The organism is Paenibacillus turicensis (assembly GCF_050461185.1).
Classification (GTDB): domain Bacteria; phylum Bacillota; class Bacilli; order Paenibacillales; family Paenibacillaceae; genus Fontibacillus; species Fontibacillus turicensis_A.
The window spans coordinates 42354-55112 of the sequence record NZ_JBCMOR010000008.1 but is presented as its reverse complement, the minus strand read 5'-3'; the positions used below and the strand labels follow the sequence as shown (position 1 = coordinate 55112).

Annotated in this window: 9 protein-coding genes; all 9 read left to right on the top strand. The window is 39.7% G+C overall.

The annotated features are described in order from the left end of the window. Positions 1–214 precede the first annotated feature (214 nt). The 9 genes from ABE099_RS13765 (at position 215) to lon (ending at position 12731) form a co-directional block, all read left to right on the top strand. Complete coding sequence (locus ABE099_RS13765; RefSeq protein ID WP_430031675.1) at positions 215–1084, top strand: hypothetical protein; 870 nt, start codon at positions 215–217, stop codon at positions 1082–1084. A gap of 187 nt (positions 1085–1271) precedes the next feature. Next, positions 1272–2627 (top strand): trigger factor, encoded by a 1356-nt coding sequence (tig, locus tag ABE099_RS13760; protein WP_430031673.1) that lies wholly within the window; start codon positions 1272–1274, stop codon positions 2625–2627. Between the two features lie 203 nt (positions 2628–2830). Then, on the top strand, positions 2831–3421 hold the full coding sequence (clpP, locus tag ABE099_RS13755; protein ID WP_430031671.1) for an ATP-dependent Clp endopeptidase proteolytic subunit ClpP: 591 nt from the start codon (positions 2831–2833) through the stop codon (positions 3419–3421). Between the two features lie 12 nt (positions 3422–3433). After that, positions 3434–4699 carry an ATP-dependent protease ATP-binding subunit ClpX gene (gene clpX / locus ABE099_RS13750; RefSeq protein ID WP_430031669.1) on the top strand — a complete coding sequence of 422 codons (1266 nt, stop codon included), beginning with the start codon at positions 3434–3436 and terminating at the stop codon, positions 4697–4699. Positions 4700–4794: 95 nt separating this feature from the next. Beyond that, positions 4795–5916, top strand: coding sequence for a flavodoxin-dependent (E)-4-hydroxy-3-methylbut-2-enyl-diphosphate synthase (gene ispG / locus ABE099_RS13745; RefSeq protein WP_430031667.1), 1122 nt, complete (start codon positions 4795–4797; stop codon positions 5914–5916). Positions 5917–6097: 181 nt separating this feature from the next. Continuing rightward, positions 6098–6973, top strand: a complete 876-nt coding sequence (locus ABE099_RS13740) for a helix-turn-helix domain-containing protein (RefSeq protein ID WP_430031665.1) — start codon at positions 6098–6100, stop codon at positions 6971–6973. Between the two features lie 126 nt (positions 6974–7099). Continuing rightward, positions 7100–8023, top strand: coding sequence for a hypothetical protein (locus ABE099_RS13735; protein WP_430031663.1), 924 nt, complete (start codon positions 7100–7102; stop codon positions 8021–8023). Between the two features lie 557 nt (positions 8024–8580). Further along, positions 8581–10293: an ATP-dependent protease LonB gene (lonB, locus tag ABE099_RS13730; protein WP_430031661.1), complete on the top strand. Its 1713-nt coding sequence runs from the start codon at positions 8581–8583 to the stop codon at positions 10291–10293. Positions 10294–10403: 110 nt separating this feature from the next. Further along, positions 10404–12731: an endopeptidase La gene (lon, locus tag ABE099_RS13725; protein ID WP_430031659.1), complete on the top strand. Its 2328-nt coding sequence runs from the start codon at positions 10404–10406 to the stop codon at positions 12729–12731. Positions 12732–12759: the final 28 nt, after the last annotated feature.

Sequence of the window (12759 nt, the reverse complement as noted above, 5' to 3'; positions counted from 1 at the left end):
AAAAAATGAATAATTGATTTCGAGCTATTTTATACGTATTATCACCTTGAATAAAGTCTATGCTATAATCTAGAATTGATTAATAACAACTAGAGTGTTTGTCAAACACTGATTCCAAGATGGAGTCATAACATAAATTATGATTATATATATGATAATCATAGGATAAGGAGGTGCCCACATCAGCCAATCGGATAAAAAAAATCATGTCGTTTTGTTTCCGAAAACGTTAGATTATTATCAAATTGAATTGACACGGATGCTAGAAACAGAACGTTATAGCGAAGCTATGGATCTTCTGTCTTTTTTGCTTTCCTGTGAAGGACAAGATCCAAAGCACTATGAAGAATGGCAGTCTTTACTAGAATGGTTGATGAGTGCATTTCCGCAGTCCGAGTCTAATCAAATGCAAGAGGAAACTGAGGATGAGGAACTGTTTGTCAGAAAGCATATTGAACAGAAATTACAGGAAGACCCTAATTATGGTGAAAAGCTGTTAGATACAGTTATTAATCAATCGATGTCGGAGCGTAGCTTACTAGCATTAGAGCAGCTTGCTTTTGTTGATTTACCTGAAATTGATGATGCACTACTAAATTGGATTTCCAATGAAGAATTACATCCTTTACTACAGTTTAGGGTCATCCAAATATTGGCGAGAAGAGGCAATAAAGAAAGCCTTTTTCTAAAGCGTGGCAAGGAAAGTGTAGAAATTCAATTTAAAGATGTTCCTTTGAAAACAAATCAATTTCCTTATCCAATACAAGCAGTGTTAGAGCGGGTTGAGGAGCAATCTGCGATTCATAATCCAACTTTATTTTATTTTGCCCAGGAGCTATGGTACCAATTTATTATGAGTATCTATGGGACGATAAATTATAAAACGATTTTGAAAGAAGAGGATACTGAGTTAGACATTTGGGCGGGTGCATTGCATGCAGTCGTGTCTAAGCACCTACCTGACGGAAATAGAGTAGATGAGGAAATTAGAATGCAATACGGGATTACTGATCATTTTAGGTTGCGTTTTGAACAAGCGTGTCGAGCAATTGAACAATTTGTAGCTTTAGGGATTAGTCTTTAAAAATGAGATAAGGCTAAATTAAGCAATTTGCCTTGCTCTTGTAAAAAGATTGGTTGTTGTTTATAATATAGTGGTTATTCTTATCGTGTAATGAAGTCAGCTATACTGTAACCTTGATAGCTGCTTGATCGCGATTTTGGGTTCAGTATATTAAGTATATAGTGAAATTTGGAGGGGAAAGCATAAAATGAAAGCAACATGGGAAAAAATAGAGAAGAACCTTGGTGTTCTTGAAGTTGAAGTAGAAGCAGATCGCGTAGCTGCTGCACTTGATAAAGCATTTCAAAAAGTGGCTAAAAAGGTAAACGTACCAGGATTCCGTAAAGGTAAAGTACCTCGGTCCATTTTTGAATCTCGTTTTGGTGTAGAAAGCTTGTACCAAGATGCAATTGATATTTTGTTACCTGAAGTTTACTCAGAAGCAATCGAACAACAAGATATTTTCCCAGTAGATCGTCCAGATGTTGACATCGAGCAATTTGCTAAGGGTGAATCTTTTAAATTCAAAGCTAGAGTAACTGTTAAGCCAGAAGTAACACTTGGCGATTACAAAGGGATCGAAGTACCTGCTGTAAATAGCGAAGTAAATGATGAAGAATTAACAAGTGAGCTTGAGCGCTTGCAACAACGTCATGCAGAGCTTGTTGTCATTGACGACGAAGCTGCTGTAAACGGCGACACTGTTGTAATTGACTTTGACGGATACGTAGATGGCGAACAATTTGAAGGCGGTAAAGCAGAGCGTTATTCTCTTGAACTAGGAAGCAACTCCTTTATCCCTGGCTTTGAAGATCAAGTTGTAGGTTTAGCTACAGGCGACTTCAAAGATGTTGTCGTTACTTTCCCTGAGACTTATCATGCTGAAAACCTAGCTGGTAAAGAAGCAACCTTCAAAGTAAAACTTCACGAAATCAAACGCAAACAACTTCCTGCACTTGACGATGAGTTTGCTAAAGATGTAAGTGAATTCGATACATTGGACGAGTTTAAAGAAGATTTGAAAAAACAAATCGCTGACCGTAAAGAAAAAGAAGCATTAGCTGCTCGTGAAGGTATCGTTGTAGATCGTGTTGGAGAAAATGCTGAGGTAGAAATTCCTGAAGCAATGGTACAAGGCGAAATCAAAAACATGGTTCGCGACTTCGACAACCGTCTTCATGCTCAAGGTATGAGCTTAGATATGTTCTTGAACTTCTCTGGACAAACATTAGAAGATCTTCAAGATCAAATGAAGGGTGACGCTGAAAAACGCGTTCGCAACAACCTTGTGTTAGAGCAAATTGCTAAAACAGAAGGCATCGAAGCAACACAAGAGGAAATTGACAAAGAAGTTTCTGACATGGCTGAAGCTTACAAACGTTCTCCAGAAGAAATTCGTCAAATCTTGGCTTCTAACGGTTCATTAGGAAGCTTGAACGAAGATGTTCAACTTCGTAAAGCAATTAAATTCTTAGTTGAGAACAGCAAAGAAATTGCTGCTGACGAATATGAAGCAAAATATGCTAAAAAAGAAGAAGTAAAAGAAGAAACTCCAGCAGAATAAGACAGCTTTCACAGAAGGATTACATCTAAGGCACGTAGAATTGTTTGCGTGCCTTGATTTCTATCCTCCATATTACATATATTTCCAGATAAATTAATAGTATGGCATTTTTTAATTCAAGTCGCTTTAAAAATGACATGCGTGTGTGAACATGATAAAATAATTATGAGTGCATATATTGATAAGGAAAAGAGGTTGATCCTATGAGTCTAATCCCTATGGTTGTAGAACAAACAAACAGAGGAGAACGATCCTACGATATATATTCTAGACTGCTTGCTGACAGAATCATTTTCTTAAGTGGTCCAATTGATGATGAAGTTGCTAACTTAGTGGTAGCACAACTCCTTTTTTTAACAGCCGAAGATCCTGAGAAGGACATTCATCTATATATTAATTCACCAGGTGGCTCTGTTACAGCTGGAATGGCCATTTATGATACAATGCAATATATCGGTCCGGATGTCTCTACAATATGTGTTGGAATGGCTGCAAGTATGGGTTCGCTTTTGCTGACTGCTGGTGCACCTGGGAAACGATTTGCGCTTCCTAACAGTGAAGTTATGATTCACCAACCGCTAGGTGGTGTTCGTGGGCAAGCGTCTGATATTAAAATCCACACGGATTGGATTATCAGAACAAGAGAAATATTGAATGGAATCTATGTTGAAAGAACGGGTCAACCCCTTGAAAAAATTCAACGTGATACAGACCGCGACTTTTTCATGAGTGCGGAAGAGGCTAAAAATTATGGAATCATCGATCAGGTGATTGAGAAGCCGATCAATTCATAAAGGGGTGTATATATGTTTAAGTTTAACGATGAAAAAGGGCAGTTAAAGTGTTCCTTCTGTGGCAAATCTCAAGACCAGGTACGTAAGCTTGTTGCTGGCCCTGGTGTTTATATATGTGATGAATGTATTGAGCTTTGCTCTGAAATTGTCGAAGAGGAATTAGGTCATGAAGAGGATCTTGATCTAAAAGAAATTCCTAAGCCAAAAGAAATTCGTGACATTTTAGATCAATATGTTATTGGTCAAGATCAAGCGAAGAAAGCATTATCCGTTGCAGTGTACAATCACTACAAACGTGTCAATACAGGAAGCAAAATTGAAGACGTCGAGCTACAAAAAAGTAACATCTTGTTGCTTGGACCAACAGGTTCTGGTAAAACATGGATTGTTCAAACGATGGCTAAAATTTTGAATGTTCCGTTTGCGATTGCAGATGCGACTTCCTTAACCGAAGCGGGTTATGTGGGTGAGGACGTTGAAAATATTTTATTAAAGCTCATCCAAGCTGCGGATTACGATGTAGAAAAAGCAGAGCGTGGTATCATTTATATTGATGAGATCGATAAAGTTGCTCGTAAATCTGAAAATCCTTCGATTACACGTGACGTTTCAGGTGAAGGGGTTCAGCAAGCATTGCTGAAAATTTTAGAAGGAACAGTTGCATCCGTACCACCACAGGGAGGACGCAAGCATCCTCATCAAGAGTTTATTCAAATTGACACTACGAATATTTTATTTATTTGTGGTGGTGCATTTGATGGCCTAGAGCAAATGATTAAACGCCGTATTGGTAAAAAGGTTATTGGCTTTAACGCGACTAGCGATAGTCAAAAGGAATTAAAGCCTGGTGAATATCTCTCCATGGTGCTTCCTGAAGACTTAGTTAAATTCGGATTGATTCCTGAGTTTGTAGGTCGTCTACCCGTGATTTCTACGCTAGATCCATTAGATGAAGAGACATTGGTACGTATTTTGCATGAGCCTAAAAATGCATTGGTGAAACAATATCAGAAGCTGTTAGAGCTTGATAATGTTACACTAGAGTTTGAACCACAAGCGCTTGAGGCAATTGCAAGAGAAGCGATTAAGCGTAATACCGGTGCACGTGGTTTGCGGGCAATCATTGAAGGCATTATGCTTGATGTGATGTATGAGGTGCCTTCACGTGAGGATGTTACGGATTGCGTCATTACGCAAAAGGTTGTTGAAGAAAAAATAGTGCCAGAGCTTGGCTCAAATAAACCAAATAAATCAAAGAAACAAGAAGAGAGTGCATAATTTAAAATAACTGCACACTTTAAATCCATTCTCCACTTTTGCAAAGCAAGTATAATTTGCAAGGGTGGAGATTTGGTGTTAGGGGGAGATCTGACATGACATTTTTGAGACAAGATACACGACCAGTTAAAGTGGGAAACTTAACAATTGGTGGCAGCAATGAAGTGATCATTCAGAGTATGTGTACAACCAAAACTGCGGATGTGGAAGCAACTGTAGCTGAAATTTTGCGGTTAGAAGAAGCCGGTTGTCAACTTGTGCGCGTAACTGTCAATAATGAAGAAGCGGCAGCTGCAATTAAAGAAATCAAAAAAAGAATTAACATTCCACTTGTTGCGGACATTCATTTCAATTACAAGCTAGCATTGTTGGCGATTGAAAATGGGATTGATAAGGTACGCATTAACCCTGGTAACATCGGGAAACGTGAACGTGTTGAAGCTGTAGTGAAGGCATGTAAAGAACGTAACATTCCAATTCGTATCGGTGTAAATGCTGGTTCGTTAGAAAATCATTTACTTGAAAAATATGGTTATCCTACACCTGAAGCGATGGTTGAAAGTGCGCTTTATCATATTAAAATTTTGGAAGATCTAGATTTCCATGATATTATCGTTTCGTTAAAAGCGTCAGATGTGCCGATGGCGATTGCTGCCTATTCTAAAGCTGCGGAAGTCATTCCTTATCCACTGCACCTTGGGATTACAGAAGCAGGTACGCTGTTTACAGGAACAGTGAAAAGTGCAGCAGGAATCGGTGCGCTCTTAACGATGGGCATTGGATCTACACTGCGGATTTCTTTAAGTGCTGATCCTGTTGAGGAAGTAAAGGTGGCTCGCGAACTCCTGAAAACGTTTGGATTAATCACAAATGCAGCGACATTGGTGTCCTGTCCAACGTGTGGTCGCTTAGATATCGATTTATTTTCATTAGCTAATGAGGTTGAGGAATACATTTCTAAGCTTAAAGTGCCAATTAAGGTTTCTGTCCTTGGTTGCGCTGTAAATGGCCCTGGTGAAGCTAGAGAAGCGGATATTGGGATTGCAGGTGCAAGAGGCGAAGGGTTATTATTCCGTTACGGAAAAATGATTCGTAAAGTGCCTGAAGCTGAACTGCTGTCAGAGCTTAAGAAGGAAATCGACCATATTGTTGAGGTTTATGAAGCGACTGGAGAAATTCCAGGTCGTAAAGAACATCATGCAAATCAGCCATCATAAATAAATTATTGTACAAATCATATGCCGGTCATGTGATTTAACTAAGCGAGTTATACATTTAATGCCGAGTACAAGCCGCATACTGATTTTATCAGTTTGTGGCTTTTTTTTATAGGAACCTGAAATGTATGTATGTTAAGTGTTGAGATAAAGATACCAAAGAGCGGAAGGGGAGAAAGCGATGAGCCTAAAAAATGATCTACATAAAATGTACATGCCTTTAACGGCTAATCCTCTCTCATTTGATGATAAATATACGGAAATCGTTCCTTGCGATGCCTTAAAGCCCTATATTCGCTGCTTTTGGGGCTCTCAACTTTCACACAATTTTAGTGATCACGTTGACAGTAGTGATACAACTAACATCAATTTCACAGATCGAAGTTTAGTTACACCTGATACGTGTATGGATATCATCTTAAATGTGAATTATTCAAAAAATGAAGTTCAATCTGTGTTCTGTGGAATTAATGATCAACCGTTTGTAAGCCAAGCTGGGGCTACGACAGACATCATTTCAACCTTTGCCATTCGTTTTTATGCGTGGGCAGTTCCTTTATTTTCTTCTAACGATATGAAGAGTGTCTCTAACATATTTTGTAATAGTGAACACTACTTCCCTACACTTACTGCGAAGCTAGGACAGATGGTGTGGTTATTTCCAGATTTAATGAAGCGAGCTGAGCAGGCCGAACTCTTTTTGTTAGAAGAATTAAATTTAAATCGACTAAATCTAAATGTGATGAATGCAGTTTATACAATGCTAAAAAATACAGGCAATCTACAAATGACTGATTTATCACACTATACAAGTATAAGCACACGTCAGCTAGAACGGTTATTTAAAATACATATCGGCATGTCACCTAAGAAGCTTGCGAGTCTAATTCGTTACCAAAATGTGTGGAGCGAGGTTTTGCAGCAGCCTCATGTAAACATTCAGGATTTAGTTTATAAATATGGCTATACTGATCAAGCGCATCTGTTAAACGATTTTAAAAGGTTCCATACCATGACATTGTCACAAGCAAAGGAATATGCTTGGCAAAGGATATGAAGCTTCATGTCGCTTTTTTACAATCCTTGTTTATACAATTGATCATATACTTAAAATCATAAATAATTCTTCTGTTTTACTACCCATCAATAACCGCAAAAAAATATAAAAAAGGATGTGTTTTCCTTGGATATGATCAATAAAGAAACAACAACATGGATGTATCGAAATGCTAGACCCATTGACTTAGCAAGATATCAGTTTCATTTTGAAAATGGGAGCCAGCAGGCTGTGTTAGATACACTCGTAATGTACCAAAATGAGGACGGTGGATTTGGACATGCTCTGGAAGCGGATAGCTGGAATCCACATTCGGCACCAATTCAGACATGGACGGCGATGGAGCTTTTAAAGGAAATTGGGCTCACAGAGTCTTCCCATCCTATTATTCAAGGTGTTTTGAAATATTTAGCGAGTGGCAGTGACTTTAATGGACATTGCTGGGCGAACGCGATACCTACGAATAATGAATATCCCCATGCACCATGGTGGACTGCGGATGAGCAAAGTGCGGAAGCAATTTGGTATAATCCTACGGCTTACTTTGCCGGTTTTATAATAGCCTATGCCGACCCAAATAGTGATTTGTATCAGCTAGGAGTAAAAATCGCTCAAGAAGCAATCACCCATTTTTTAGCCCAACAGGAGCCAACTGAAATGCACGTGATAAGCTGTTATATTGGTTTGTTTGAATATTGTACAGCAGCAGGCATTAATAGCAAATATTTTGATCTCAAAGCATTAAAGGACAAGCTTGAGCAAGAGATTGCGGCTACTGTAACGTCAGATACTGCACAATGGGAAACAAACTATGTTTGTAAACCGTCCCATTTGATTAAATCACCAAAAAGTATATTTTATACTGGGATTAAAGAGCTTGCCCAATATGAGACAAAGTTTATTTTAAAGCAACAAAATGAGGATGGCACTTGGCCTGTCCCATGGGATTGGCAAGGTTATGAGGAACATTGGCCTGTTGCTAAAGTTTGGTGGCAAGGTGATATTATTGTGAAAAACTTACTTTATTTACAGGCATTTAATACAAATTAATAAAGCTTTATGTAATCAGTACTTGAAAACGGCTGAAAGCTGGTCGCTACGCTCCAGAGAGTTCTTGCGGTTGTTGTTAAAATCATATTCCTATTATTGAAGCATTTTTATGGATGGAATTTAATTTTAAGAGACAACCTTCAGAATCTCTCTGTCTCTTGGCTAGCTTGGGTATGCTGTCAAGTACTGATTTCAAGCGTGAGCTATAGAAATACTTAAATAATTTAAACAACTCCCTCCAATTGTATTAATATTGGTGGGAGTTATTTTGGCTATTTGTATTTAATAATTTAAATTAATGGTTGACAATCAACCAGCTTGCGAAGGGACAGAGGGATTTTGGAGAAATGTAATGTTCGTCTTTGAAAACGTATTTTAACAATAAAAGTTTTACTATAATATAAAAAATCTGGTTTCAACAACGATCGAAGGAACCCTCTGTATCGTAGCTTCCATCTTCATGCATTGTTAACCATTAATTTTTCTCCCATTTACGTTTTATGAAGCGAGGTTCAGGTAATACTATCCATTATCAGCTAATGTGGGAGGGACTGAAGATGGCAAATATTAATTTACTGCTTATTGTGGTGCAGTTATTTTTTGCGGTGATTATCGGTTTATATTTTTGGACACAGCTTCGTAATCAGAAAGGCACACGTAAAACGGTAGATCGCGAATCGAAAAAGGAAATGGAAAAGCTTCGTAAAATGCGTGCCATTTCTTTAACAAAACCTTTATCAGAACGCACTAGACCTGCGACGATGAAGGATATTGTAGGGCAAAAGGATGGGCTTAGAGCTTTAAAGGCGGCTTTGTGTAGTGCCAATCCTCAGCACGTTATTATTTATGGTCCTCCAGGTGTCGGAAAGACAGCAGCAGCTAGAGTAGTTATGGAGGAAGCGAAAAAAAACCCATCCTCGCCGTTTAAAAGTGAGGCTAAATTTACAGAAATTGATGCAACCGTAGCTAGATTTGACGAACGAGGGATTGCCGATCCTTTAATTGGTTCTGTTCATGACCCGATTTATCAAGGAGCTGGTGCAATGGGTGTTGCTGGTATACCCCAGCCTAAGCCTGGCGCTGTAACAAAGGCTCATGGTGGTATTTTGTTTATCGATGAAATTGGAGAATTACACCCGATTCAGATGAATAAATTGTTAAAGGTGCTTGAGGATCGTAAAGTATATCTCGAAAGTGCCTACTATAGCTCAGAGGATTCGAACATACCTGCATATATTCACGATATTTTTCAAAATGGCTTACCTGCGGATTTTCGACTAGTGGGTGCAACGACACGTTCTTCACAGGATATTCCGCCTGCGTTACGTTCACGTTGTATGGAGATTTATTTCCGTCCTTTACTACAGGAGGAGGTTGCCCAAATTGCAGAAGACGCCATCAAACGGATTGGCTTCCCACCTTGTGAAGAGGCGGTAGAGGTCATTAAGAAGTTTGCTACCAATGGACGTGAGGCTGTAAATATGGTTCAGCTTGCAGTAGGGCTAGCACTTACTGAGTCACGAAATCATTTATTGGCTAGTGATCTAGAGTGGGTGGCTACAAGTAGCCAATTATCTCCAAGACCTGACCGAAAAATCCCAGAACATTCTGAGATCGGTTTAGTAAATGGGCTTGCCGTATATGGACCTAATATGGGAACCTTACTTGAAATTGAAGCGACCGCTGTTCCAGTTGCAAAAGGTAAAGGAAACTTTACGATTACTGGGGTTGTGGATGAAGAAGAAATGGGTGGAGGAGGCAGAACGTTAAGACGTAAAAGTATGGCGAGAGGCTCCATCGAAAACGTATTAACGGTGCTTAAACGAATGGGTCTGCAAGTTTCAGGGTACGATATTCATATTAACTTCCCTGGTGGGACACCAATTGATGGCCCTTCTGCTGGAATCGCGATTGCAACCGCAGTCACCTCTGCAATACGCGGGATTAAGGTAGATCACAAGATTGCAATGACTGGCGAAGTCGGCATTCATGGTAAGGTGAAGCCAGTGGGTGGGGTTGTCGCAAAAGTTGAGGCAGCTTTCCAAGCAGGAGCAACAACGGTCTTTATTCCAAAGGATAATTGGCAGAGCTTATTTGAAGGACTTGAGGGCTTACGTGTTATTCCTGTTGAAACGGTAACAGAGGTGTTTGAGCAAGTATTTAGTTCTCAGCGCGATAGCAGCTTAGATTTGAAGGCTGTTGAGGATGCGTTTGCTCCACCACCTGCGTCATTTTTACAAGCAAAACCAACACATCGAGCAAAATATTGAATATAGGGCGGTTGTCTTGAAAAGGGCAGCCGCTTCTCATTGGTGTTTTCATGTAACATTTGCTAAAATAGGAATGATATTTAACGAGAACGTTTGGAGGTGCGAAAGCGATGGGACCCCATAAATCGAAAGGCCGTCGTTTTCCTTTGTTGCCATTGAGAGGTCTGCTTGTATATCCAAGTATGGTATTGCATTTGGATGTAGGTAGAGAAAAATCAGTCAAGGCATTGGAAAAAGCGATGGTTGATGATAATCTAATTCTCCTGTGTTCTCAATCAGAAGTGAACATTGAAGAACCAACCGAGGAGGATATTTTTTCTGTTGGTACAGTAGTAAAGGTACGTCAAATGTTGAAGTTGCCAAATGGAACGATTCGGGTACTAGTTGAAGGAATGGAACGTGCCGAAATCGTGAAATTTTTGGATAATGAAGAGTTTTATGAAGTTTTAGCAGAGGAAAGACCAGAAGAGGAAAGTGATGATCCAGAAATCGATGCATTGATGCGTACAGTGCTGGCGCAGTTCGAACATTATATAAATTTATCTAAAAAAATAACACCTGAGACGCTTGCTGCTGTATCTGACATTGATGAGCCAGGTAGACTTGCTGACGTTATTACGAGTCATTTGTCTTTGAAAATTAAGGACAAACAAGAAATATTAGAAACGATTGATGTCCGCAAACGTCTTGAAAAGTTGCTTGATATTTTAAATAATGAACGTGAAGTGTTAGAGCTTGAACGTAAAATTAGTCAACGTGTAAAAAAACAGATGGAAAAAACGCAAAAGGAATATTATTTGCGGGAGCAAATGAAAGCCATTCAAAAGGAGCTTGGTGAAAAAGAAGGCCGTGCTGGTGAAATTGAAGAGCTAAAACAGCAGCTAGAAGCCAAGCAGCTTCCTGAATCTGTAAAGGAAAAGGTCGAAAAGGAAATCGACCGCCTTGAAAAAATGCCAGCTAGCTCCGCAGAGGGCGGCATTATTCGCAACTACTTAGATTGGCTTTTGGCATTGCCTTGGTCAGAGACAAGTGATGACGATCTTGATCTTGTAAAAGCCGAACAAATTTTGAATGATGACCATTATGGCTTGGATAAGCCGAAGGAAAGAGTACTTGAATATTTAGCGGTTCAACATTTAGTTGAAAAGTTAAAAGGTCCAATTTTGTGTCTAGTTGGTCCACCAGGAGTGGGTAAAACCTCGCTTGCACGTTCTATCGCTACTTCTTTGAATCGCAAATTTGTGCGTATTTCATTAGGTGGTGTTCGTGATGAGGCTGAAATTAGAGGACATCGCCGTACTTACGTTGGAGCGATGCCAGGCCGTATTATTCAAGGTATGAAAACGGCAGGAACACGTAATCCTGTCTTTTTATTAGATGAGATTGATAAAATGGCTTCTGATTTCCGCGGTGATCCCGCTTCAGCTTTGCTAGAGGTGCTTGATCCAGAGCAAAATAATACGTTTAGCGATCATTTTGTAGAAGTGCCATTTGACTTATCAAATGTCATGTTTGTAACGACGGCTAATGCTGTGCATAACATCCCACGTCCATTGCTGGATCGGATGGAGATGCTCTATATTCCGGGTTATACTGAGCTTGAGAAGCTACAGATTGGATTACGTTATTTGTTACCGAAGCAAATTCGTGAGCATGGCTTAACCGCTGAGCAGCTACAGGTTGACGAGGAAGCTTTACTTCAAGTCATTCGTGAATATACACGAGAATCTGGTGTCCGTAATCTGGAGCAACAGGTTGCCTCGATTTGTAGAAAAGCAGCAAAAAGTATTGTAGCTAAAGAATCAGAGCAGGTTGAGGTTAACGTCGATAACCTAAAAGACTTTTTAGGCGTAGCTAAGTTCCGTTATGGTATGGCTGAGCAGGAGGATCAAGTAGGCTTAGTTACAGGTCTCGCTTGGACTGAAGTAGGTGGAGAAACATTAAATATTGAAGTCACCGTCGTTCCAGGTAGTGGTAAGCTTATATTGACAGGTAAGCTCGGCGATGTCATGAAGGAATCAGCACAAGCGGCGTTCAGCTATACGCGCTCAAAGGCAGTAGAGCTTGGCATTGAACCAGACTTCCATGAGAAAAATGATATCCATATTCATATTCCTGAGGGTGCAATTCCAAAGGATGGCCCATCCGCAGGTATTACGATTGCTACCGCTTTAATCTCTGCTTTATCTGGACGCCCAGTGTCCAGTCAAGTAGCGATGACAGGGGAGATAACATTACGTGGACGTGTATTACCTATTGGTGGTTTGAAGGAAAAATCACTTGCAGCACATCGTGCTGGCTATAAAAAGATCCTGTTGCCAATCGATAATGAACGTGATCTTGGCGAAATTCCGGATAGTATCAAAGAAAGTGTACAATTTGTGCCTGTCTCACATATGGATCAGGTGTTAGAGCATGCGTTGGTTAAGCCCGTTTAGCTTGTTGTATTAATCTTGATTCGTTGTA